The sequence below is a fragment of the Thioalkalivibrio sp. ALMg11 genome, assembly GCF_000377905.1.
Classification (GTDB): Bacteria; Pseudomonadota; Gammaproteobacteria; order Ectothiorhodospirales; family Ectothiorhodospiraceae; genus Thioalkalivibrio.
Genome location: NZ_KB898879.1, coordinates 66,673 through 89,884 on the forward strand (window position 1 = coordinate 66,673; position 23,212 = coordinate 89,884).

The following is a 23,212-nucleotide window of genomic DNA, read 5'->3' on the forward strand; positions in this document are numbered from 1 at the left end:
CAAAACCATGATCCCCGTCCTTCGCAAAGCACTCCCGGCGCCGGCCAAACGTACCATCCATCGAACACTCGACTGGCTCGGAAGCCGAAGTGTTCAAGTCTTTTCGGCCCACCGGTGGCTGGCCACCCTGTACTACTGTGTCTTCAGTCGGCGGTTCGATCGCGAACATCTCGCCGTGCTCAAAGGGCGGGCTGCCTACTATCGTGCGCTCCGCGCAATGGAGCGTACGTCGCCGCTCCTGCGCCGCAATGTGCACCGCCTCGAAAAAGGGCTGATCATGCGTCCCCGCCGAAATGTCTTTGCTGAGGTGTTCGTCCTTGAGACCGTCCGTTGCTACAACAGGGCTAAGAATCGGCCGGGTTACTCGCCGGACGAGCTCCGGTGGGCCAGGGATGTACTGGACGAATATTTCAGCGTTGTCGAAGACACGCCCGCGATCAGCAAGGCCCGGAAGGAATACAGTGAGGGCCCAGGGGCCGAACAAAGCGACGGTAACGAAGTCCGGACGTTCAAGCCTTACCCAATGTCGGAGTGCCCGGCGAGTCCCGTATCCTTCGATCAGCTTGCCACACTCTTTGTTCGGCGGAGATCCGTTCGCTGGTACCGGAAGCGGCCGGTACCCGATGACCTAATTCAAAAGGCCGTAAACGCGGCCTCTCTGGCGCCCTCGGCGTGTAACCGGCAGCCGTTCCGGTTTGTCGTCGCGAACGAACCGGCCATGGCCATCAAGATTGCCGAATGCGCAGGGGGTACGACGGGCTTTGCCCATCAACTACCGGCGGTTATCGTGGTGGTCGGCGACCTCTCCGCCTACCCGAAGGACCGCGATCGCCACCTGATCTATATCGACGCCTCATTGGCATCCATGCAACTGATGCTTGCTGCCGAAACGTTGGGGCTTTCAACGTGCCCCATCAACTGGCCGGACGTCGATCTGGCGGAAGAGAATCTTCAGCGTATTCTGAAGCTCCCAGGCCATGAACGCGTGGTGATGCTCATTTCGATCGGTTACGGGGATCCGGACAGTAGTGTTGCGTATTCGCAAAAGAAGAAGGATTCACTGATCATGCAGGGGTTTCCGAAGAAATGATTATCGAGGTAAGGAAAGCGGGATTCGTGAACAAGGGAGCGGAGCTGATGCAGCGCGCAGTCTTGGAGAGGCTTCGTGCGGAATATCCCGGATCAGTTTTTACCATGGCTCTGTCTCCAGGGCCGTCACAACCGTTCCGAAAGGTGGTGGACGCTGGAATGAACCCCAAAGCGTCGCTTTATTACATGGGAGTCCAATGGGGTCGGCTTGCGCTTCTGGCACCGAACAAAATTCGTGAGAGGTACGGTTTCGTTCTTGACAGAGATGTAGATGTGGTCATCGACGCAGCGGGTTTCTCCTATAGTGATCAGTGGGGTGACGTTAGAACTAAGGAGTTAGCGCACTCTGCTAAGCGCTGGAGGAAGCAAGGTACCAAAGTCATCCTTATGCCCCAAGCGTTTGGTCCGTATGCAAGCAGGGTGGGGCGGAGCGCTATTCGGCAAGCGGTAGATAACATTGATTTGGTGATGCCCCGTGAAGAGACTTCGTACAAACACCTTACGAACATCACTGGGGAGCGAGAAAATATCCGGCAGTATCCGGACTTCACTAACCTAATCGATGGGGTTGTACCCGACTATTTTGACCGAAACCAGCACCGTGTGTGCCTCATCCCGAACTATCGGATGGTCGACAAGACCGAGATATCCCAGCGTGCAGCGTATCTTCCGTTCATGGCGCGCTGTGCCAGGCGGTTGGTGGTACGGGGCGCGCAGCCGTTTGTCTTAGTGCACGAAGGCCGGAACGACATGTGGCTGGCGGAGAGGATTTCTGAAGCTAGTGGAGGTATCCCCATAATCAAGGAAAACGACCCCCTCAAGATCAAGGGCATCCTAGGCGCAAGCCAAGCGACCATTGGAAGTCGGTTCCACGGGCTGGTGAGCGCGCTCAGCCAAGGGGTCCCGTCGCTCGCGACAGGTTGGAGTCACAAGTACGTCGAGTTGTTTAGGGATTACGACTTCGCCGAAGGCTTGATGTCGGTTGAAGATCAAAAGGAGAAGGTAGAGGAGAAGATTGACTGGTTGATCGACGAGGACATGAGCCGCGCGATTAGTGACCGTCTTCTTGAGAACTCCGAGCGTCTGAAGGCATCATCGGAGTCCATGTGGAACGAAGTGTTAAGGGTGATTGATAGCGCAAAAACTTTAGGTAAAAAATAACGATCATTAAAAAAAGAGGGCGTCGTTGGAAGGAAATGTAAAAGCAGTACAGCTTCGCGGCCTCCGCGAGAACGGACTAAAATGTCTTTCTTGGGGTGTCCGTCAATTGTTTTTTGACGTATGCTTCATCATGATCGACGTGAGAAACTGGTCGAGGACCCGAGCGCGTTCATTCCAGTCGGCTGCAACGGTTTTAGCGAGTCGACCGGGGTAATTCGCCAGCACGGACCGCAATACTTTCGCCAAGTCATCCGCATCGCCTGGATGGAATGATCCAACCAGCCCGGGAAGGTGGTTTTCTGAGTCGAATAAGCCGACACGAGCGGCGACTATGGGAAGACCGCAGGCGATCATTTCGTTGTATTTCTGAGGATAACAATAGCGGCCGAAGGCGTTGTCTAAATTGCATATGACTCCCAGGTCGAGCGCATTGTAGAGCGATGGCACTAGGCCAGGGTCAATTATGCCAAGGTCCGCATACGTCCCGTGTTTCGGTGGTCTCCAGTCTTGGTCCCTCACTCCTGCCACCACAAGGGCTGTATTCGGGAAGTCGGGCGCCACTTGTTCGAATGCCTGGTAAAGAGCCGCGATTCCACGACTGCTGGTCAGCGCGCCGGCGGTTCCCAAGAGAAATGTGTCGCCAGGGAGGCCGAGGCGTTGGCGCTCGATTGTCGGATCGGTGCGTCTGAATGTGTCGCGGTTAACGCCGTTCTCAACGACGGCAACGCTCCTGGAGTTGATGTAGCGAGCGGTGGAAGCCTTGAGTGAGGAGGAGACGCAGGTCACTCCGGCAACCTTCTTGAGAGCCCTGCGAAACAACGCTTTTACGAACGGTACGCGTGTGAGGCCAAAGTACTCGTAGTTATCCTTCAGGTCGGCCACACAAGGTAAACCATGTTTCACTGCGAGACGCTGTCCCAGAATGACCTGGAGAGCATCAGAACCGGCCCAAATGAGGTCGGGATGCCAGGAGTCCATGTATGTGTGGATGGTGGAGAGGTAATGCAGTGGGGCGGGTCGGCGCCCCCTGAACATATACGCGATATGCCAGGGAAGAGGGCCTGGCGGAGCGGCAGTGGAGTTGGCGTTGGCCGGTCGGTAGTCAGAGGCGAGGACCCGGACGTCGTGTCCTAGTGAACGCAACGCCATGGGGAGGGCGAACATGCGGCCATGACGGTCTTTCTGCGAGTCGCGACCCATGTTGAAACGTTTTGTCAGGACCAGGATCTTCACGCGGAATGTCGTCCGTTGGTGCGCCGGGGCGCAAGGTTGCCTAAAAGGGACTGGTCAGGTGTGTATCGGGTACCCGTCGCCCTTAGGGCGCTGGGGCGTGCAACAACGGGAGATACCAGAGCGGCGCGGCGAATAGGATCTGGGAGTGCGAGGCTCACGCTCGGTTTCGGCAGAGATGGTAAACCTGGTACTGCCATGAGAGCGGCCATGCGGGTAATGCCAGAGCCTGCAGGAGCCTGAATGGCATAACCAACCAAGGGCGACGGAAGATCCAGGCACGGCTGAGTATGTGCAAGTCTTTCCATCGATCCTCCACCTGAAGACCTGCGTTCTGAAACAGTTCTTTCCACTCGTCGAGGGAGCGGATGGTTTCCTGAGCGGCCTGCTGATGCGTTCCGGTGTAGAGCTTCATCCGATAAGGCAGGAATCCGGCGTTGGGAACGAGGATAAGGATTTGGGCGTCGGGTTTGGCAACCCTGGCCATCTCGCGCACGGCCAATGGCTGGTCGAGGAAGTGCTCCAGGGACCCGAGACAGCTGACGACATCAAATGTGTTGTCGGGAAAGGGCAGAGTTTCCGCGGGGCCTACGTGTAGATCGCTCTCGGGGAGCCGTTGCTGGCAGACGTCGATAGCGGTCTTGGAGAGGTCGATGCCGCTGATAATAGCGCCTCGCCGAGCGGCGGTCGCCAACCATGCGCCGGTGCCGCAGGCGACATCAAGGACGTGTTGTCCGGGCGAAATGTGGATGTGGTCTGCGAGGCGCGTTAGATGCGCGGAGGGCCGAAGATCGGACGACACATCTCGATAGTAGATGTGGTCATAGAAATCGGCGATCTTTTGGTGTTCAGGTGTGTTCATGTTTGCGTAGATTAATGTGAAAGCCGGTCGGTTGAGGGCCAGTCTTAAAAGCAAGTTCAGCTGGGGCAAGCGGAGCGTTGAAGCAGCGGCTCAATAGCATCGAGAAAACGTGAATCGAAGGTGTTCCAGCAGAAACGTTCGGCGTGGGCGCGGGCATCACGTACATGGCTCTGCTCAGTGTGACTATTCGCACGGTCGAGCGCGTTGAGGATGTTGTGTGTCAATTCGTCATATTGGCCGGGCTCCACGAGCCAGCCAGATTGTCCATGCGCGACCGCGTCGCCCACGCCGCCGGCTTTGAACGCGACCGTGGGGAGTCCATGGGCGGCGGCCTCGATTGCAACCATCCCGAATCCTTCAACGTCACCGGGGCGCTCGAGCACCGGGAATACGTGAACGTCGGCTGAGAAATAGGCGTCTGATAACTGCTCATCGTCGACGGCGCCGAGCAGTACAACGTGGGATTGCATCTTCGCCTCCCGAATGGCGGTTTGGATTTCGGTGATGATCCCTTGTCGGTGCTTAAGGCCGTGAGAGGGTTCCTCACCGATGATCACTAGAAGCGTCTCGGGAAGGTGGCGGACGACTTCTGGCAATGCGTGCCTGATGAACGGCGCGAGCCCCTTTCGTTCGGTAAGTCTGCCCGCGGCGAGAAGGAAGGGTCGGCTGCCAAACCCGAATTGGTCGCGGAATCTGGCGCGAGCTCCTTCGCGTAAGGAGAAATTCGGAAGATCCACACCAGGATGGACGACCACGATCCGTTCCTCGGGCACCCCGGCTGCGATTGCCAGCCCTGCGGTATGGCGACTGTTGACAATCAGGCGGTCGCATCTGCGGATGGCCGGGAGGAAGACCAAGCGGTAGGCCGGATGGTCGGCGACGATGTCCAAGCCGTGAAGGAAGCATGCGACGGGAGCTCTCGTCGAGCGCCCGGCCAAAAGGGCGGCGGGAGCCGTCAGCCCACTGCCGGAATACACGATTGCAGGACGGAAGCGGCGAGCCAGGCGAAACGTCTTCCATTGGCAGGTGACAAGGAATCGCGATAACGACGACAGGCCAACTTCCCTACACGTATCTTCCTCACGCGCAATCGAATTGGCCCCTGCGGGACCGCACAAGGCGACCGTGAAGCGGCTGCCCAGGGCCTGGTAGGCGTGATGGTTCAGGCGCTCCATGCCACCAGTGAGTGGCGGCAGGTTTCGGCTGACCATTACCGCACTGGGCCGTCGGTTCGTAGGGCAGCTATCGTTCATGGGTGGTGGAGCCGGGTGCAATGGTGTGGGGTCGAGCCTCTTCAGTGCCGGTGCCTTTGTACATCAGCTGGGTGATCTGCTCGGAGACAAGACCAATCAGGAAAATGATGACCGAGGTGGTCAGCAGCAGGGCGCTCATGTTGGTGAATCGCCCGGCCGTGATGAGGGTGAACAGGTAATAACCCAGCCCCACCAAAAAGAAACTCAGACTGACGGGAACAAATAGTTTCAGGGGCGAATACAGGGTGCCGATCCGGAAGATGATCAGCAGGAAGCGGGTGCCATCCTTCACAAGTCGGATATGGCTCGTGCCGATCCGCGGCGATGCGGTGATCGGGACATAGGCGACGGGATAGCCGGCCCGGAAGAACGCCATGGTGCTGGTGGTCGGATAGGAGAACCCGTTCGGCAGCAGCGAGAGGAATTCGCGGAACTTCTCGCTACGCGCTGCGCGGAAGCCCGATGTGAGGTCGTCGATACGGTGGCCGGTCATGTAGCTCGCGAGCCGATTGTAGAACCGGTTGGCGACGCCCCGGAGGATGCTGGCCTGCGAACTACTCTGGCGGGCGCCTACGGCCATGTCGAAACCGTTGTCGATCTGTTCGAGCAGTCGTGGGATATCGGACGGGTCGTGTTGGCCGTCGGCGTCCATGAATACGATCCTGCGCCCTTCGGCCACTCGGGCGCCATGTTTGATAGCGGCACCGTTGCCCATGCTGTAGGGGTGTGAGATCACTCGGGCTCCTGCCTTCTCCGCGATTTCGGCTGTGTTGTCCGTAGATCCATCGTTGACGACGAGGATTTCGATCTTCGGATACAACTCGAGGATCTGTTTAACGACTGGGCCGATCGCCTGAGCCTCGTTCTTCGCCGGTATAACGACGCTAAGCTGGGGTTGCATTGGCAATGTCCTTGAGTAGAAGGCGTGTCGGGATTAAAAGCGATTGTTCGCACGCGCATCGTTGATCGCCTTTCCCTCGTCGATTTTCTGAGAATCCTGCAGGATTTCTCGGAACTCATCTAGCCGTACCCGCCAAAGGCCGCGTCGAAGTGGGTCATTTGGGATGTACGTTTCCAGTTCATTCAAAAACGAAAAGGCGCTGTCATAATCGCCCAGGTTGGCTTGAAGGGACAGCGCACGGAACGCGACTTCCAGGTCCGGTTGTAGGCGGATCCCTTCATGAAAATGCTCCACGGCACGCTTGTATTCGCCAAGTTGCGCCAAGGCAAAGCCCTTGGCCAGCTGAAGCTGGGACGCGGCAAAGTCGCGCCGTGCGTATTTCGGGTTCGCGAGCAGTGCGTCGGCCATTTCAATGATGGCGTTATGGTCTCGTGGTGGGCATAGCACGGACGGTGACTCGGATCGGGCCAACTGGTTCAGCTCGATAGGGCCTATTGGTCGATATCGGGGCGTGGCCTCTAGAGCGGCTTTGACCTGTTCCAGCAAGTCAGGAAAGCCTTCGACGTCGTTAACGCAGTTGTTGGTACGCTGAATCTGCAGGAGCGCGTTGTGCGGGTACTGTTGCGCTGCTTGCTCAAGGGTGCGCCCGGCGGCGCGATATTCGCCTTCCGATAGATAATGAGAGGCTAGGTACTGAGCAGCGCGGATCGAATGCGGGTTGTGGTTGACCCACAGTTGTGCGGTGACCGCCCGGTCATTCCAGCTGGCCGTAACCTGAAAGAGGTTGACCGCCATGATCAAGGCATACGCGCCCACTACCGAAGTCGCCAGACGGAAGTGAGCGGCGGAAATCGTCAGCGCGAAATAGACCAACGCAAAGAACACCCCGAACGCGGGCACATAGTTGCGGTGCGCAAAGTAGAGCTCTAGGTTGATGTAGGTCGACTCTACAACGTGGCCTATGAGAAAGAAGGCCAAGCCGAAAGCTAGCCAAGGAGCCCGGTTGCGGAGCAACAGGGCCAATCCGGCGAGAGCGAACCAGAAAATCCAGGCGATTAAGGTGATGGGGGGTTCCAGCCAGCCGCTCGAATGGGGGGTGTGATCCATGAAGGGCGTCGCTGCGATTGGGCGTGGCAACAGGAGCTGGTGCAGATAGTCGAGCACGATCACCGGTTGTGTAACTATCCGCTCCCAAGGGGAGAATTCCCGTCCGGAACCGTAGTCTCCCCGTTGCAGTGTCTCTATGAAGCCGCTACCGAGGTAGAAGATGATGAATGCGCTCGGAAGAACCATAAGCAGGCCGAGCAACCAGCGGTCGACGGTATCTCTGAGCCAGAGTTCTCGCGGGATCCATGCCAGCAGCATGACGAGGGCGAGGAGCGGCAGAAGCGCCCCGTTCTCCTTCGACAGAGTGGCTAGCAACGTCGCAAGGCCAAGGCCGGTGGCCAGAGCGAGTTGGCGCCAACGTTGTTGCTCCATGAAGTGTGCCCACACGAAAAGGGCGAGGCCGGCAAACAGGAAAAGGCCGGAAAGGCTGGTCATCCGCTGAATGGCCATCAGATGGGTCGTGGCCAGAAAGGGTGCGAGGCCCCATATGGTGGCGACCAGTGCCCCGATCCACCAAGTTTTGGCGGGGGCGTCGGCGAGCCGCGCCCGCGAGAGCCCCGAAGCGAGGAAGAAGACCGCTGTCATCGCAAGGAGGTGAATGCCAAAATTGACCTTCAGCATTGCCTCGGGGTGGTTATCCCAGGCGTCCGCCTGTAGGGCGAAAGTCGCCAGTGATACTGGGCGTCCGAGCGGCCCAGCTTCGCCGGACAGGATGAACCGGAGGGCCGACTGCACATCGTTAACCTGATTGAGCGCCACGAGGTTTGGCCAGTCGTCGAAAAGCCAGTAACCGGGGAGGGCGAGGGCGTAGAGTGCTGCGACCGTGCCCATCGCGGCGCCCACCAGAACCAATGGACCGAGTAGATCCGTCCGAGAAAAGTTTGTTGGGGTCTGCATCTGAATGCCGTTCTGTTTGCGCAGCGTGGGTGCGTGGAAAAGATCCTGGGCGCGCGGGTAACGCACCTTCAGGTTGTTGAAAAAAGCCGTAACCAGTCGGGACGAATGCACTGCCTCAAGTCAAATGCGTTTTATCTGCATAAAAAAGGGCCACTGCGTTGTCCGCAGTGGCCCTCTGGTGAGCGTGACTACGTGGTCAGCTTACGGGCGGCAAGCCGCGGGCAGGTACTTGGTTTCCACCGGCGCCGCCGGGTTCTTGCAGGTCCAGCCCTGGATTTGGCCGTCGGTGGCGCTGATGCGCGGGGAGAGGTCGAAGGAGCCGGTATCCAACACGCCGTCGCCAAAGCTCACGGTGAACACACTGGCGGCGAAGGTCACCCCGCTAATATAGCGACCATCAAGATTGCCGAGGCCGCTGACCGTGGAATCGTAGTCTTCACCTTCGGAAGAGGCAACACCGAAGTCGGCGCGAGCGCCAGCGGTGGCGCTGAGACCTTCCGAGGCCTGGGCGCGTGCGGTGTAGTCCTGATAGGCCGGCAGCGCAATCGCCGCCAGAATCCCGATAATCGCGACAACGATCATCAGTTCGATCAGCGTAAAGCCCTGCTGGACGGTTTTCTTTTGCATGGTGGTTCTCCCTTGATGTCATAAAAGCTGGGCCGGAGGCCCGGCCACCCCGTGGGCAGCTGTCTGGAGGGATGCATTGGGCGTGCCAAGAGTGCGGGAATGCGTGAAAACGGCGCCCGGGCGCGGTGTGGTCTGTGGCATGGCTCACGCACGCGCGCTTCCTGGGTGTGTCACGTGACAAAAATGGTCATGTGAGGTGACGCACGTTGTCACCTTGGGGGCTGGGGTGCCTCTGGTTGTCATGGCCGGGGTTCTTGATCTGGGGGTGTTCGAACGGTGGAGATCCCGGCTCTGCGCTGCGCTACGGCCGGGATGACGGGAGGGCTGCTGCCGCCGGGATGATGGGGGGAGAGTGGCGCTGCGGCCGGGATGACGTGGAGGGGTGTTGGTGAGGTCGTGATCGCCCAGAGGCTCGGCTCCTACGCGTTCGGGGCAGTTCGTAGGGTGCGTTGAGCTTGGCGAAACGCACCGGGCGTTGGGGGTGGGGCGGGGTTGATGCGATTCGCTGCGCTCATCGCATCCTTCGGGGGCTGGGGAGCTAGAGGCCGAGGATGGCGACGGCGGTGGCGAAGTAGATGGTGATGCCGACGACGTCGACCACGGAGGTGATTAGCGGGGCGCTGGCGACGGCGGGGTCGACGCCCAGGCGGGTGAGGGTGAACGGTAGCAGCAGGCCGAACAGGGAGCCGAACAGGACGACCAGGAACATGCCCAGTGCGATGGCGTTGGCGACCTCGAGGCTGCCCAGCCAGTTGCCGGAGAGCCAGATGGCACCGGCCAGGGTGGCGCCCAGGGCGGAGGCGACGAGGATCTCCTTGCCGCCCAGGCGCCACCAGTCCTCTGGCTTGATGTCGTTGGTGGCGAGCGAGCGCACGATCAGGGTGGAGGCCTGGGCGCCGGCGTTGCCGCCGGAGGCGATGACCATGGGCAGGAAGAAGATCAGCGCGACCACGGTCTCGATGGCGGCCTCGAAGTGGGCGATGGCCAGGCCGGAGAGGATGTTCACGGCGACCAGGATGACCAGCCAGCCGATGCGCTTGCGGTAGAGCAGCTGCATGCTCGCGTCGCGCAGGGAGAGCACGACGTCGCCCACCGCGGCCATGCGGTGGAAGTCCTCGGTGGTCTCGGCGCGCAGCACGTCCATCACGTCGTCGACGGTGATGATGCCGAGCAGGTGGCCGTTGTCGTCGACCACCGGGAGGACGTCCAGGTCGTAATGGCTGATGCGGTGGGCGGCCTCTTCGCGGTCTTCCTCCGCGGCGATGCTGACGACATCGGTGTTCATGCGCTCGCGCACGCTGGTGGTGGGGCGCGACAGCAGCAGCCCCTTCAGGCGCACCCAGCCGAGCAGCTCGCCGGTGGGCGTGACCACAAAGATGGTGTTGATGGTCTCGGCCAGGTCGCTCTGTTCGCGCAGGTGGTCCATGGCCTCGGCCACCGACCAGTCGGGCTGGACCGTGGCGAACTCGGGCGTCATCAGGCGCCCGGCACTCTCCTCCGGGTAGCCGAGCAGGGTCTCCAGGGCCTCCTGGTCTTCGTCCGGGAGGGTCTCCAGCAGGGATTCGGCCTGCTCGTCCTCCAGCCCGTCGATCACCGAGACCGCGTCATCGTAGGACAGCGCCGCGACCAGGCGGCTGGCGTGCTCGTCTTCCAGCGCCTGAAACACGCGGGACTGATGATCCGATTCCAGGTGGGCGTAGATATCCGCCGTGCACTCGACATCCAGGCGCTGGAAGAAGGCCTCCATCTGCTGGGCCGGCAGGGCCTCCAGGGCGTCGGAGAGATCCGGCGCCGCGTGCTCGGCGCACAGGCTCTGCAGGGCCTCCGCGGTGGGCGCGGTCAGCGCGGTCTGCAGGGCCTGCGGCAGGGTGTCGAGATCCGGTTCGGTCGGGCTCATCCGGGAGGTCCTATGGGATTGCCAGGCCGAGCAGGGCCGTGGCCAGCGTGAAGTAGATCAGGATACCGCCGATGTCGGCGAGCGAGGTGACCAGCGGCACGCTGGCGGTCGCCGGATCGAGGCGGAACTTGTTCAGGAGCACCGGCAGCAGCATGCCGAGGATGCTGGCCACGGTGACGATGATGGTCATCGACAGCGCGACCAGCAGCGCGATCTCCGGCCCGCCGCGCCACAGCCCGACCAGCGAGACCGCAACGCCCATGCTGAGCCCGAGGGTCAGGGACACGCCCATCTCCTTGGCCCAAAGCCGGAGCCAGTCGCTGGCGGTGACCTCGCCGGTGGCCATGGCGCGAACCATTAGCGTGGAGCTCTGCGCGCCCGCATTACCGCCGGAGGCAATCAGCAGCGGCAGGAAGAACACCAGCACCACCACCGCCTCGATGATGTCCTCGTACTGGGAGATCATCAGCGCGCCGATGGTGTTGAAGGCGACCAGGCCCAGCAGCCAGCCGATGCGCTTGCGATAGAGCAGGAACGGGCTGGCCTCCTGCGGCGACAGGGGCAGGGTGCCCACCGAGCCCATCTTGTGGAAGTCCTCGGTGGATTCCGCCTCGATCAGGTCCATCACGTCGTCGACCGTGACCACGCCCAGCAGTTCGCCGATCTCGCCGACCACCGGCAGGCTCTCCAGGTCGTAGTGCTGGATGCGGCGGGCGGCCACCACCGCGTCTTCCGAAACCGAGATGGTGATCGGATCGTTTCCGCTCAGCAGTTCCCGTACCGGGCTGTCGGCGCTGGCGCGCAGGAAGTGGCGGATGGGCACGGCGGCCAGCAGCACGCGGTCCTGGTCGACCACGAAGATCACGTTATTGGAGTGTTCGTCCGCGTTGCGGCGGATGAAGGCCAGGGCGCGTTTGAGCGTCCAGTCGGGGTCGACCGCGACGACATCCGGCGACATCACGCGTCCGACCGAGTCCTCCGGGTAGTTGAGCTGCTTGAGCGCGCGGCGGATCGCACGAAACGGCAGCAGGCGCAGGTAGCCGCGCAGGGTGTCCGGGTCCAGGGTCTGCAACAGGGCGGTGAGGTCGTCCGCCTCCATCTCGGAGAGGATGAAGCGGGCGTCCTCGCGCGGCGAGGCCTCCAGCAGGCGGATCTGGTGCCCGGTGTCGAGGTAGGCAAAGACGTCCGCCTTGCGCCCGGGGGGCAGCAGGTTGAAGACGGCGATGAGGTCTTCCTCGCCCAGCTCCATCAGCGCGTGGGCGATATCCTGCACGCGCATGTAGTCGAGCAGTTCGTGGAGCCCGTCGCGGTCGTCCAGACGCAACAGCTCCTTCAGCTCGATGATGGACTGTTCGAGGTGAAGCTCCATGCCCTTCTCCCGGCGGCATCGGGGCGCTGCGCGCGGACTGTGCACGGGCACAGGCCATCACGGCGCCGCACGAATGCGGTGAATGGTGCAGGTTCGGGTCGGGCGGGGCCCGGCCGTTCCCGGCTCTTTGATCAAAGAGGCCTGACGGGAAGCGACCGGTTAGGGAACGGACGCTTGCCGCTAGGCGCAGATAGATCGGCTGCGTGATCGGCGTGTCAAGGCGCGTTCCCATGTGTGGAGATGCCGCTTATTCTAACGGATGCCGGGCCTCAATCAACCGCTTGTGTGGCTTTTTGAAACATTCATCTACTCTTCATGGTCATGTGGAGTCGGGGCCGGGTGTCTACCGGGACGACCCAACACCCCGGCTTGAACGGGCAACAAAAGGCGGATCGTATGTCTGAGTCATCATCGTTTTCGGGGCCGGTCCTGCGGCTGATCGGCGCGGCGTTTGCCTACCCCGGCGAGGGAGAGGTGCTGCACGGCGTGGACTTCGAGCTGGCCCCTGGTGAGCGGGTGGCGATCGTGGGCGAGAGCGGGAGTGGCAAATCCACCCTTCTGCACCTGGCGGCCGGGCTGGAGGCGGCGGATCGCGGCGAGGTGCATCTGGCGGGCGAGGCGCTCGCGGGGCTGGATGAGGCGGCGCGCACGCGGCTGCGGCGGGCCAAGGTGGGGATCGTGTTCCAGTCGTTCCATCTGATCCCGACGCTGACGGTGCTGGAGAACGTGATGCTGCCGCTGGAACTGGCGACGGATGCCAATGCTGCCGAACGACGCGAGCGCGCCGGACGGCAGCTGACGGCGGTGGGACTGGGGGACAAGGGCGACCGCTATCCGGAGGCGCTGTCGGGGGGCGAGCAGCAGCGCGTTGCCATCGCGCGGGCGCTGGTGCACCAGCCGGCACTGATCCTCGCCGACGAACCGACCGGCAATCTCGACTCGCGCACCGGCGAGACGATATTCGGGCTGCTGCTGGAGCAGGTGCGGGCGACCGGGTGTTCGTTGTTGCTGGTGACCCACAGTCACGAGCTGGCCGGCCGGCTGGATCGGGTGCTGACGATGCGCGACGGCGTGTTGCAGCTCTCTGAAGCAACGGAGGGTGTGCCGGCGTGAGCGGTCTCGTTCTGCGCGCCTGGCTGCGCGACTGGCGTCGGCGCCCCCTGCAGCGGGTGCTGACGCTGATCGGCGTGATCATCGGGGTGGCGGTGGTGCTGGCGGTGGATCTGGCGAACCAGTCCGCCCAGCGGGCCTTCGACCGCTCGATGGACGAGGTGGCCGGGGCCGCCACGCATCAGGTTCTGGGGCCGGCGAGCGGCTTCGACGAGGCCTTCTACCGCGACCTGCGCATGGCCGGCTGGCGGGATGCGGCCCCCATCGTGGAGGGGCCCGCGCGGCTGCCGGATGGGGCGACCATCTACGTGCTGGGCGTCGATCCGCTGGCCGAGGGGCCGTTCCGTGGGGCGGCCTCGGATATTGGCGATGCCCCGGTGCAGCGCCTGGTGACCGAGCCAGGGACGATCCTGCCGCCCGCCGGCTGGTTCCGGGCGAGTGGGGAGGCGCATGAGGCGCGCCGGGTCCTGGAGGCGGCCGGTGGCGAGCACGAGGTCACGCTAATCGATCGTGCCGCCGAACGGGACGAGGGCCCTGGTGAGGAGGCGGGTGATGGCGCGGCTGATGATATGGGTGCCTCGCTCTGGGTGACGGACATCGCGACGGCGCAGGTATTGCTCGACCGGCTGGGGCGGCTGGACCGGATCGACCTGCGGCTGGCGGATAACGAGGTCGAGGCCCTGGCCGCGGCATTGCCCGCCGAGCTGGAGCTTGTGGCGGTCGAGAGCCGGGGGCAGGCCGCGCGCCAGCTGGCGCAGGCCTTCCGCATCAACCTCACTGCAATGAGCCTGCTGGCGCTGCTGATCGCGGCGTTTCTGATCTACAACACGCAGACCTTTGCAGTGCTGCGCCGGCGCGAGGTGATTGCCAGTCTGCGCCTGGTGGGTGTCGGCCGCCGGGCGATCTTCGGCGTGGTGCTGCTGGAGGCCTTGCTGGTGGGCGTGATTGGCACCGTGCTGGGCGCGCTGCTGGGGGTTGCCCTGGCGCAGGTACTGGTCGCGCAGGTCGCGCAGACGGTGACCGATCACTTCTTCGCGGTGGCGGTGACCGGGGTCACGCCGCGCCCGCTGGCGCTGGCTGCGGTGTTCCTGCTGGGCGTGGGGCTGTCGCTGGCGGCGGCGCTGGCGCCGGCCTGGGAGGCGGCGCGGGCGGCCAGCCCGGCCGGTACGGGGCGCGGGGGGCTGGAGCGCCGCGCCCGTGGCTGGGCCGCCTGGCTGGCACTGGCGGCGATCATTCTGTTGCTGGCGGGCGTCGGGATGATCGTGACCGGTGCCGGGGCGCTGGTGGGCGGGTTTGTCGCGTTGTTCCTGCTGATTGCGGGGTTCGTGTTGCTGCTGCCCTGGGTGTTGGCGTGGACGCTGCGCGGCCTGGCTGCGCTGGTTCGCGGGGTGACCCTGCCGCGCATCGCGGTGCGCAGCCTGGAGCGCAGCCTGTCGCGCAGCGCGCCCGCTACCTCGGCGCTGACCCTGGCGCTGGCGGCGGCCATTGGCGTGGCGGTAATGGTGGGGAGCTTTCGCGGGAGCGTGGAGCAGTGGCTGGGGCAGGCGCTGACCTCGGACCTCTACGTGGTGCCGGCGGCACCCGCCTCGGCGCGCGGTGGCGCGCGTCTGCCGGAGGGCTGGACTGCCGGCCTGGTGGCGCAGTCGGGGGCTGTGTCTGTCAGTTCCGGCACCACCCAGGAGGTCGTGAGTGACCGGGGGCTGGTGGATCTGTACGTGGTTCGCCCGCATGGCGACTGGCTGCAATACCTGCCGCTGCTGGAGACCGCTGTGCCGCGCGAGGCGCTGGGGGCGCGCCTGGCCGCGGACGATGCCGTGCTGGTGACCGAGCCGTTTGCCGCCCATCACGACGTGGGGTTGGGGGATCGGCTCTCGCTGGCCGCGGCCGGGGGGCGGCGGGCGTTCGAGATCCTCGGGATCTACCGCGACTACGGGAACCCGCAGGGTACGGTGCTGATGACGCAGGCGGCGTTCGCGCGTGGGGGAGCGCCCCCGGACGGGGTGGGCTCGTTCGGGCTGCGCCTGCCGGAGGGTGCCGACGCCGAGCAGGCGGTGGAGCGCCTGGAGGCGTGGCTGGCGGAGCAGCAGCGCGCGGCATTGGTAACCCGGCCGGGTGATATCGAGCAGGAGTCGATGGCGATCTTCGACCGGACCTTCGCCATCACGCATCTGCTGCGGGTGATCACGCTGGTGGTCGCGTTTATCGCGATCCTGGGGGCATTGATTGCGTTGCAGATGGAACGGGCGCGCGAGTTCGCCACGCTGCGCAGTCTCGGGCTGTTGCCCGGCGGCGTGCGCGGGCTGGTGGTCCTGCAGGGCGGTGTGCTCGGGGTGTTCGCCGCGCTGGCGGCGATCCCGCTCGGGTTGGGGATGGGCTGGCTGCTGATCGAGGTGATCAATCGCGAGGCCTTTGGCTGGGGCATGGACCTGCGTCTGCCCTGGGTCGAGGTCGGGGAGACCGTGCTGCTGGGGGTGGGGGCCGCGCTGCTGGCGTCGGTGATCCCCGCCTGGCGCATGGCGCGCATGCGCCTGGTACCGGCGCTACGGGAGGTGCCGTGATGTTTGGATTCAGATTCGTGGGCAGAGCTTTAGGAGCCCTTGTGGGAGGCGCTGTGGGAGCGGGCTTGCCCGCGAATGGGTCCCGCCAGAATCCAGCGCGGGCAGGGGCTTCGCGGCCCGGCCCGCTCCAACAGCAGCTCCTACAGGGGCTCCTGGTGGTTCTGTTGGTGGGGTTGCTGGCCGCGTGCGGGGGTGCGGAGCCGCCGGAGCGGGCGGATGCGGAGGTGACTGGCCTGCGGGTGAGTGAGGCCCTCGGGGGCGAGGACACCACGGGCTTCCGCCGCGCCGATGCGCCACGGGCGTTCGAGTTTCCGCGCGATCATGGGCCGCATCCGGGGTTTCGCAACGAGTGGTGGTACCTGACCGGGAATCTGGACGGCCCGGAAGGCGAGCGTTTCGGGTTTCACGTGACATTCTTCCGCGTGGGGCTGGCGCCGGGGCTCGCTGGGGATCCGGTCTGGCACGAGTCCGCCTGGGCCAGCCCCGATCTGTGGATGGTGCATACGGCGGTGCTGGATCGCGACGCGGGGTTTCACGGCTCGGAAGAGCGCTTCGTGCGCGATGGCGGCGGGCTGACCGGGGCGACCGAGCCAGTGGGGCGTGTCTGGGCCGAGGATTGGGAGCTGTCGGGGCTGGACGCGGATCGCTGGACGCTGCGCTTTACCGTGGAGGACTACGCGCTGTCCCTGGAACTGGAGCCGGCGCGCGAGCCGGTCCTGCAGGGCGAGGCCGGCCTGAGCCAGAAGGGGCCGGAGCGGGGCGATGCGTCCTATTACTACTCGATGCCGCGTATCGCGGTGGCCGGCGGGGTGCGCCGTGCCTCGGGGGCGGAGCTGGACGTGACTGGGCAGGCGTGGATGGATCGCGAATGGAGCACCAGTGCGCTGGCGGAGGACCAGGCGGGCTGGGACTGGTTTGCGCTGCAGCTGGATGACGGGCTGGACGTGATGTATTACCAGCTGCGGCGCCCGGATGGCGCGCCGCATGAGCAGTCCAAAGGCCGCTGGATGCCGGCGGCTGCCGGGGATGCCCTGTTGCAGCCGGAGCATGTGCGTCTGGAACCGACCCGGTTCGCCACCCAGCCGTCCGGCAATCGCTATCCGGTGGAATGGTCCATGCGCATCGAGCCTCCGGATGGCGGGTCTGTGCGCGAGTGGACCGTGGTCGCGGTGCGCGACGAGCAGGAGATGGACACGGTGGTCCGCTATTGGGAAGGGGCCGTGGACATTCTCGACGCGGGTGGCGATGCGATCGGCCGGGGCTTCGTGGAGTTGACGGGGTATGAGGACGGGTGAAGGCCTTGGTTTGGGGGCCTCTGCCGGCGGGGTTGATGCGATTCGCTTCGCTCATCACATCCTACGAGGGTGAGGGGGTATGGCCGGGTGAAAAGACCAACGATTGTGGTGGCGTCCGGGTTGGGGTGATGCGATTCGCTTCGCTCATCGCATCCTACAAGGGCGGGTAGAACTCTCGTAGGATGTGATGAGCGGAGCGAATCGCATCGCTCGCCGGAAGACACAACATGGGTTCGAACCAATCCCAGGGAAGGGAGGCTACGGATGACGGATTATCGCCGTGTGCGCGTGCCGGGCGGGACGTATTTTTTTACCGTGAACGCGGCCGTTCGGGAAGGAAACACCCTGCTTACGGATCACGTTGATGCGTTGAGAGACGCGTTTCGCCAGGTGCGCCATCGCCATCCGTTCGTGATCGACGCAATGGTGGTGTTGCCCGAGCATCTCCATTGTATCTGGCGCCTGCCGGACGATGATGCGGACTTCAGCCGCCGATGGCGGTTGATCAAGGCGCGGTTCTCGCGCTCGGTGTGTGCTGACGAAGCGCGCACGCGTAGCCGGGCAAGACGCGGTGAACGCGGGCTTTGGCAACGCCGGTTCTGGGAGCATTGCATCCGCGACGAGGATGATTGGCTCCGCCATGTCGATTACATCCATTACAACCCGGTGAAGCATGGTTGGGCACGTTGTGTGGCCGAGTGGCCGTATTCCAGTTTTCACCGGTTTGTTCGGGCGGGTGTGTATCCGGTGGATTGGGGTGGAGTGCCGGAATCGGACGGCTTGGTTGTGGGGGAGGCCGGGGACAATTGATACGTTTGGGTGATGCGATTCGCGGGGCTCATCGCATCCTACGAGGGGAGAAATGGGTTCGTAGGATGTGATGAGCGAAGCGAATCGCATCGATGGTGCGGGGCGTTTCGGAAGTGGGGTGGTGGTACGCACCAACCCGGGGACTACCACTCCAGAGCGTTGTGGGTGGGGTCGAGGTCGAAGTGCCGGAATCGGATGGTTTGGTTGTGGGGGAGGCCGGAGACAATTGATGTGTCCGAGTGATGCGATTCGCGGGGCTCATCGCATCCTACGAGGGGAGAAATGGGTTCGTAGGATGTGATGAGCGGAGCGAATCGCATCGATGGTGCGGCGCGCCTCGGAAATGGGGTGGTGGTGCACGCTACCCCGGGGACTACCACTCCAGGGCGTTGTGGGTGGGGTCGAGGTCGAAGTGCCGGAATCGGATGGCTTGGTTGTGGGGGAGGCCGGGGACAATTGATGTGTCCGAGTGATGCGATTCGCGGGGCTCATCGCATCCTACGAGGAGAGAAATGGGTTCGTAGGATGTGATGAGCGAAGCGAATCGCATCGATGATGGGGGGCGGTTCGGAATCGGAGTGGCCGTGTGGGCTACCCCGGGGATTACCACTCCAGGGCTTCGTGGGTGGGGGCGAGGTCGAAGTCGTCCTCGAGGTGGGCGCGCAGGGCGCGTTCTTCCATCAGGCGTTCCAGGGTGCGGCGAGCGGCGTGGCGGGCCGGGCCGCGGTCGTTGATGAGCTGGTTATCGAACAGGCTGGCGATTTCGTCGGCACCATCGGCCACGTCGTCGATCGTCGGATCCATTGTCGGGTCTCCTGACAAGCCGGCCGGGCCACCCCGGACTGCGGTATCAGAAAAGCCTTATATATCGTTCCCGGCGCTGCGCAAGCAGAAAATTCTTATTGTCCGGCGGATTGTCTTATGGGCATGGCGCGTCGAACTCGGGACGCTGCTTCTGGTCCATCGTGCACGAGTGGCAGCGCTTCTCACTGTCATCCCAACCAGTCGCGAGGGCAGGCCATGCTGATCCGCACCCGACGTCGTTCCGAGTGTTCCCGTAGCGAGATCACCCCGCCGGAGGTCTATGCGCGGCGGCGCGAGTTCCTGCGCGCCGGGGTCGGGTTGGGCGCCGGTCTTGCCCTCGGGGGGCTGGGGATGGCGTTGCCGGCCTCGGCCGCGTTGCGCGGCTACCCGCTCGAGTTCGAGGGCAGCGACTTTTCTACGGACGAGTCGAAGACCTCGTATGACGAGATCACCAGCTACAACAATTTCTTCGAGATGGGTCCGGGCAAGAGTGACCCCAAGACCTATGCCGACCAGCTCAAGACCGACCCCTGGACGATCACGGTGGGCGGGCTGTGCGACAACCCCGGCGAGTACGCGGTCGAGGACTTCATCAGCCCCTGGTCACTGGAGGAGCGGATTTATCGCATGCGCTGTGTCGAAGGCTGGTCCATGGTGATCCCGTGGATCGGCTTCGAGCTGAACCGCATCATCGAGAAGGCCGCGCCACGCGGGGGCGCTCGCTATGTCGCCTTCGAGAGCATCTACGATCCGGACAACCTGCGCGGCCAGCGCCGCCGACGAGGCAGTAGTGGCGGGCTCGAGTGGCCCTATACCGAGGGGCTGCGCATGGACGAGGCGATGCATCCGCTGACGATTCTGGCCGTGGGGTTGTACGACGAGGTATTGCCGAACCAGAACGGCGCGCCCATCCGTCTGGTGGTGCCGTGGAAGTACGGTTTCAAGAGCATCAAGTCGATCCAGCACATCCGCTTCGTCGAGGACCAGCCGCCGACGCTGTGGAATCAGTCACAGCCCGACGAGTACGGCTTCTACAGCAACGTGAACCCGGACGTGGACCATCCGCGCTGGTCGCAGCGCACCGAGCGTCGGATCGGCGAGTTCCGCCGCCGGCGCACGGAGATGTTCAACGGCTACGCCGATGAAGTCGCCTCGCTGTACGAGGGGATGGACCTGACGCGGTACATCTGACGCGGTGACGGCATGACGGCCTCAACGCGCCGGGCGCGCGCCCGGCCACCGCGTGGCGTCTGGTGGGCGGTGCTGCTGGCCTCGCTGGTCCCGGCGGCCTGGATCGGCCTGCGTACGTTGGGCTGCTTCGACGGGCTGGGCGTGAACCCGATCGAGAAGCTGCTGGAACTTTCCGGCACGCACGCGATGATCGCGCTGCTGATCGCGCTGGCGGTAACACCGCTGCGGCAGATGACGGGGCTCGCGTGGATTGTGCGGCTGCGGCGAATGCTGGGGCTGGTGGCGTTCGCTTACGTGACTGCCCACGCCCTGATCTGGCTGGGGGTGGACCTGTTCTTTGACTGGGAACTGGTGCTCTACGACCTGACGGAACGCCCGTTCGTGATGGTCGGCTTCGCCGCCTGGGTGATCCTGCTGGCGCTGACGGTGACCTCCACCGACGGCGCCCAGCGCTGGCTCAAGAAGAAATGGGTCTGGCTGCACCGCGGGGTGTATCTGGCCGGGGTGCTGGCGGTGCTGCACTTCCTGTGGCTGGCCCGCGCCGACTACGCCGAGGTCGCGCTGTACGCGGCGATCCTCGCCTTCCTGCTCGGCTGGCGCGTGTTCTATCGCTGGCAAACCCGCCGCCGCATCCATGCCCGCCGCGCCACTGCCTGATCACGCCGATGTAAAGCCAACCACGAAGCGCACGAAGACACGAAGGGCAAACCCCTGTGACCACAGAGTTCACAGAGGACACAGGGAACGGCAAGACCGCTGACGGGCTAACCGGTGTGAGGACACGACAAACGACCTGAAGCGATATCCCGAGATGGTTTGTCTTTCATCCCTGGACCTTCTCCGTGTCCGCTGTGCCCTCCGTGGTAAACCGCCCTTGCCCTTCTTCGTGTGCTTCGTGTGCTTCGTGGCGGCTAAAAGGGGTGCGCGAAGAACGCTAGTTGGCGTTAAGGGTGATCAGGAATTCGAGCAGGGCCTTCTGGGCGTGCAGGCGGTTTTCGGCCTCGTCCCAGACGACGCTTTGCGGGCCTTCCAGGACGTCCGTGGAGACCTCTTCCTCGCGGTGCGCCGGGAGGCAGTGCATGAACAGGGCGTCGTCATTGGCGAGCTGCATCAGGTCGGCATCCACGAAGAAGCCGGAGAAGGCGCGGCGCCGTGCGCTCTTTTCCTGCTCCTGACCCATGCTCGCCCAGACGTCGGTGACGACCAGATCCGCGCCCTCGGCCGCGGCGCGGGCGTCGCGCGTCAGCTCGAAGTGTTCCTGAGTGGTTTCGACCACGCTGGGCTCCGGGTCGTAGCCATCCGGACAGGCGGCGACCAGCTGGAAGTCCAGCTGGCGGGCAGCGTACATGTAGCTGTGGCACATGTTGTTGCCATCGCCGATCCAGGCCACGCGCTTGCCGCGGATGTCGCCGCGGTGCTCGACGTAGGTCTGCAGGTCGGCCAGCAACTGCGCCGGGTGCTCCAGATCGGTCAGGCCGTTGATCACCGGCACCGAGGAGTGCTTGGCGAACAGCTCGATCTTCTCGTGCTCGTAGGTGCGGATCATCACGCAGTCGACCATGCGCGAGAGGACGCGGGCGGTGTCCTCGATCGGTTCGCCGCGGCCCAGCTGGGTGTCGCGCGGGGACAGGAACAGGGCGTTGCCGCCCAGCTGCTGCATGCCCACCTCGAACGATACCCGGGTGCGGGTGGAGGACTTCTCGAAGATCATGCCGAGCGTCTTGCCACGCAGCAGGTCGTCATTGTGCTCGCCTGACTTCAGCTGCTGCTTGAGCTCGATGGCCCGTTGCAGCAGGGCACGGGTTTCATCCCCGGAGAGATCGAGGAACGAGAGGTAGTGGCGTGGGTTCATGCAGAGACCTCCTTGGGTACAGAGGATGACAGGAAGGCATCCACCAGGTCGGCTACGGTGGCGGCGATCTGTTCCACCTGGGCATCGTCGATGATCAGTGGGGGCAGCAGGCGGATCACGCGGTCCGCCGTCACGTTCAGGATCAGGCCGCGTTCCAGGGCGGCCATCACCAGCTCGCCCGCCGGGCGGTCCAGCTCGACGCCAATCATCAGGCCGCGGCCGCGCACGGCCACCACGCCCGGGTGATCGTTCAGGCGGTCGCGCAAGCGACCCCGCAGGAACTCGCCCTGGCGGGCGGCCTGTTCGCACAGGGCCTCGTCCTGCATCACGTCGAGCACGGCCAGTGCCGCCCGGCACACCAGCGGGTTGCCGCCAAAGGTGGTGCCGTGCATGCCCGGGCTGAACAGCTCGCGCGCCGCACCGGCGACCAGATTGGCGCCGATGGGGATGCCATTGCCGAGACCCTTGGCCAGGCTGACCACGTCCGGCGTGATGCCCTCGTGCTGGAAGGCGAACCAGTATCCGGTGCGCCCGATGCCCGCCTGGATCTCGTCCAGCATCAGCAGCCAGCCCTTGCGGTCGGCCAGCTCGCGCAGGCGCCGCAGGTAGCCGGGCGGCGGGACATGGATGCCGCCTTCGCCGGTGACCGGTTCGACCAGGATGGCGACCACGTCGGGGTCCTCGGCCAGGGCCTCGACCGCGTCGAAATCGCCATGCGGGACATGCACGAAACCCGATACCAGCGGCTCAAAGCCGGCGCGCACCTTGGCGTTGCCGGTGGCGGATAGCGTGGCCAGGGTGCGGCCGTGGAAGCTGCCCTCCATCACCACGATCTTCGGCTCGGCGATGCCCCGGGCACGGCCGTGCAGGCGGGCGAGCTTGATCGCCGCCTCGTTGGCCTCGGCTCCGGAGTTGCAGAAGAACGCGCGGTCCATGCCGGCCAGCTTGCACAGACGCCGGGCCAGCTGTTCCTGCAGCGGGATGCGGTACAGGTTGGAGGTATGCACCAGGGTGCTGGCCTGGTCGCAGATAGCCTGTGCCACCTTGGGGTGGGCATGCCCGAGGCCGCACACGGCAATCCCGGAGAGCGCGTCCAGATAGCGTTTTCCGTCGGTATCCCACAGCCAGGCGCCTTCACCGCGTTCGAAGGCGACGGGGAGGCGCTTGTAGGTGTTCTGCAGGGCGTCGTTCATTGGGTT

19 protein-coding genes are annotated in these 23,212 nt (G+C 63.9%); 8 read left to right on the plus strand and 11 right to left on the minus strand.

Annotation, left to right across the window (positions count from 1 at the left end; translation table 11 throughout):
• The first annotated feature begins 7 nt into the window (after nt 1–7).
• Nucleotides 8–1,090, plus strand: a complete 1,083-nt coding sequence (locus tag D578_RS0113250) for a nitroreductase family protein (RefSeq protein WP_018950420.1) — start codon at nt 8–10, stop codon at nt 1,088–1,090.
• Nucleotides 1,091–1,116: 26 nt separating this feature from the next.
• On the plus strand, nt 1,117–2,250 hold the full coding sequence (locus D578_RS0113255; protein WP_231364121.1) for a polysaccharide pyruvyl transferase family protein: 1,134 nt from the start codon (nt 1,117–1,119) through the stop codon (nt 2,248–2,250).
• Between the two features lie 102 nt (nt 2,251–2,352).
• On the opposite strand, the gene D578_RS0113260 is transcribed toward D578_RS0113255, so the two are convergent.
• From D578_RS0113260 to mgtE (D578_RS0113295), 8 genes are all read right to left on the minus strand, one after another.
• Entirely contained in the window at nt 2,353–3,483 is a 1,131-nt protein-coding gene (locus tag D578_RS0113260; protein ID WP_018950422.1) for a glycosyltransferase family 4 protein, read from the minus strand.
• 154 nt (nt 3,484–3,637) lie between these two features.
• A complete protein-coding gene (locus D578_RS0113265) occupies nt 3,638–4,342 on the minus strand; it encodes a class I SAM-dependent methyltransferase (RefSeq protein WP_231364122.1) in 705 nt (234 codons plus the stop codon).
• Between the two features lie 56 nt (nt 4,343–4,398).
• Nucleotides 4,399–5,553 carry a glycosyltransferase family 4 protein gene (locus D578_RS0113270; protein WP_018950424.1) on the minus strand — a complete coding sequence of 385 codons (1,155 nt, stop codon included), beginning with the start codon at nt 5,551–5,553 and terminating at the stop codon, nt 4,399–4,401.
• A gap of 31 nt (nt 5,554–5,584) precedes the next feature.
• Nucleotides 5,585–6,496, minus strand: a complete 912-nt coding sequence (locus D578_RS15000) for a glycosyltransferase family 2 protein (RefSeq protein WP_051076343.1) — start codon at nt 6,494–6,496, stop codon at nt 5,585–5,587.
• 33 nt (nt 6,497–6,529) lie between these two features.
• Nucleotides 6,530–8,611, minus strand: coding sequence for a lipopolysaccharide assembly protein LapB (locus tag D578_RS0113280; protein WP_231364124.1), 2,082 nt, complete (start codon nt 8,609–8,611; stop codon nt 6,530–6,532).
• A 90-nt stretch (nt 8,612–8,701) separates the two neighbouring features.
• Nucleotides 8,702–9,127 carry a pilin gene (locus D578_RS0113285; protein WP_018950427.1) on the minus strand — a complete coding sequence of 142 codons (426 nt, stop codon included), beginning with the start codon at nt 9,125–9,127 and terminating at the stop codon, nt 8,702–8,704.
• 538 nt (nt 9,128–9,665) lie between these two features.
• Nucleotides 9,666–11,024 (minus strand): magnesium transporter, encoded by a 1,359-nt coding sequence (gene mgtE / locus D578_RS0113290; protein ID WP_018950428.1) that lies wholly within the window; start codon nt 11,022–11,024, stop codon nt 9,666–9,668.
• A 10-nt stretch (nt 11,025–11,034) separates the two neighbouring features.
• On the minus strand, nt 11,035–12,393 hold the full coding sequence (mgtE, locus tag D578_RS0113295; RefSeq protein WP_018950429.1) for a magnesium transporter: 1,359 nt from the start codon (nt 12,391–12,393) through the stop codon (nt 11,035–11,037).
• Between the two features lie 396 nt (nt 12,394–12,789).
• Here mgtE (D578_RS0113295) and D578_RS0113300 point away from each other — a divergent pair, with 396 nt between their 5' ends.
• From D578_RS0113300 to D578_RS0113315, 4 genes are all read left to right on the plus strand, one after another.
• Nucleotides 12,790–13,506: an ABC transporter ATP-binding protein gene (locus tag D578_RS0113300; protein ID WP_018950430.1), complete on the plus strand. Its 717-nt coding sequence runs from the start codon at nt 12,790–12,792 to the stop codon at nt 13,504–13,506.
• The gene (locus D578_RS0113305; protein WP_018950431.1) at nt 13,503–16,061 is read left to right on the plus strand and encodes an ABC transporter permease; all 2,559 of its coding nucleotides are present in this window, start codon (nt 13,503–13,505) and stop codon (nt 16,059–16,061) included. The genes D578_RS0113300 and D578_RS0113305 overlap by 4 nt, the downstream gene beginning before the upstream one ends.
• A gap of 152 nt (nt 16,062–16,213) precedes the next feature.
• On the plus strand, nt 16,214–17,356 hold the full coding sequence (locus D578_RS0113310; RefSeq protein ID WP_042798469.1) for a lipocalin-like domain-containing protein: 1,143 nt from the start codon (nt 16,214–16,216) through the stop codon (nt 17,354–17,356).
• A 264-nt stretch (nt 17,357–17,620) separates the two neighbouring features.
• Nucleotides 17,621–18,166 carry a transposase gene (locus tag D578_RS0113315; RefSeq protein WP_018950433.1) on the plus strand — a complete coding sequence of 182 codons (546 nt, stop codon included), beginning with the start codon at nt 17,621–17,623 and terminating at the stop codon, nt 18,164–18,166.
• A 603-nt stretch (nt 18,167–18,769) separates the two neighbouring features.
• Here the strand turns inward: D578_RS0113315 and D578_RS0113320 are convergent.
• Entirely contained in the window at nt 18,770–18,970 is a 201-nt protein-coding gene (locus tag D578_RS0113320; RefSeq protein ID WP_018950434.1) for a PA3496 family putative envelope integrity protein, read from the minus strand.
• Between the two features lie 216 nt (nt 18,971–19,186).
• Between D578_RS0113320 and msrP the strand changes: the two genes are divergently transcribed.
• Together msrP and D578_RS0113330 are read left to right on the plus strand one after the other, a co-directional pair.
• On the plus strand, nt 19,187–20,161 hold the full coding sequence (gene msrP / locus D578_RS0113325) for a protein-methionine-sulfoxide reductase catalytic subunit MsrP (protein WP_018950435.1): 975 nt from the start codon (nt 19,187–19,189) through the stop codon (nt 20,159–20,161).
• Between the two features lie 12 nt (nt 20,162–20,173).
• Complete coding sequence (locus tag D578_RS0113330) at nt 20,174–20,818, plus strand: sulfite oxidase heme-binding subunit YedZ (RefSeq protein WP_018950436.1); 645 nt, start codon at nt 20,174–20,176, stop codon at nt 20,816–20,818.
• Nucleotides 20,819–21,095: 277 nt separating this feature from the next.
• On the opposite strand, the gene argF is transcribed toward D578_RS0113330, so the two are convergent.
• On the minus strand, nt 21,096–22,013 hold the full coding sequence (gene argF / locus D578_RS0113335; protein ID WP_018950437.1) for an ornithine carbamoyltransferase: 918 nt from the start codon (nt 22,011–22,013) through the stop codon (nt 21,096–21,098).
• On the minus strand, nt 22,010–23,206 hold the full coding sequence (locus tag D578_RS0113340; RefSeq protein ID WP_018950438.1) for an acetylornithine transaminase: 1,197 nt from the start codon (nt 23,204–23,206) through the stop codon (nt 22,010–22,012). The genes argF and D578_RS0113340 overlap by 4 nt, the downstream gene beginning before the upstream one ends.
• Nucleotides 23,207–23,212 lie beyond the last annotated feature (6 nt).

What these genes read in the sequence shown, in the direction of transcription:
- D578_RS0113250 (WP_018950420.1), top strand. Translation starts at nt 8, where the DNA reads ATGATCCCCGTCCTTCGCAAAGCACTCCCGGCGCCGGCCAAACGTACC.
- D578_RS0113265 (WP_231364122.1), bottom strand. Translation starts at nt 4,342, where the DNA reads ATGAACACACCTGAACACCAAAAGATCGCCGATTTCTATGACCACATC.
- D578_RS0113270 (WP_018950424.1), bottom strand. Translation starts at nt 5,553, where the DNA reads ATGGTCAGCCGAAACCTGCCGCCACTCACTGGTGGCATGGAGCGCCTG.
- D578_RS15000 (WP_051076343.1), bottom strand. Translation starts at nt 6,496, where the DNA reads ATGCAACCCCAGCTTAGCGTCGTTATACCGGCGAAGAACGAGGCTCAG.
- D578_RS0113285 (WP_018950427.1), bottom strand. Translation starts at nt 9,127, where the DNA reads ATGCAAAAGAAAACCGTCCAGCAGGGCTTTACGCTGATCGAACTGATG.
- mgtE (WP_018950428.1), bottom strand. Translation starts at nt 11,024, where the DNA reads ATGAGCCCGACCGAACCGGATCTCGACACCCTGCCGCAGGCCCTGCAG.
- mgtE (WP_018950429.1), bottom strand. Translation starts at nt 12,393, where the DNA reads ATGGAGCTTCACCTCGAACAGTCCATCATCGAGCTGAAGGAGCTGTTG.
- D578_RS0113300 (WP_018950430.1), top strand. Translation starts at nt 12,790, where the DNA reads ATGTCTGAGTCATCATCGTTTTCGGGGCCGGTCCTGCGGCTGATCGGC.
- D578_RS0113315 (WP_018950433.1), top strand. Translation starts at nt 17,621, where the DNA reads ATGACGGATTATCGCCGTGTGCGCGTGCCGGGCGGGACGTATTTTTTT.
- D578_RS0113320 (WP_018950434.1), bottom strand. Translation starts at nt 18,970, where the DNA reads ATGGATCCGACGATCGACGACGTGGCCGATGGTGCCGACGAAATCGCC.
- msrP (WP_018950435.1), top strand. Translation starts at nt 19,187, where the DNA reads ATGCTGATCCGCACCCGACGTCGTTCCGAGTGTTCCCGTAGCGAGATC.
- D578_RS0113330 (WP_018950436.1), top strand. Translation starts at nt 20,174, where the DNA reads ATGACGGCCTCAACGCGCCGGGCGCGCGCCCGGCCACCGCGTGGCGTC.
- argF (WP_018950437.1), bottom strand. Translation starts at nt 22,013, where the DNA reads ATGAACCCACGCCACTACCTCTCGTTCCTCGATCTCTCCGGGGATGAA.
- D578_RS0113340 (WP_018950438.1), bottom strand. Translation starts at nt 23,206, where the DNA reads ATGAACGACGCCCTGCAGAACACCTACAAGCGCCTCCCCGTCGCCTTC.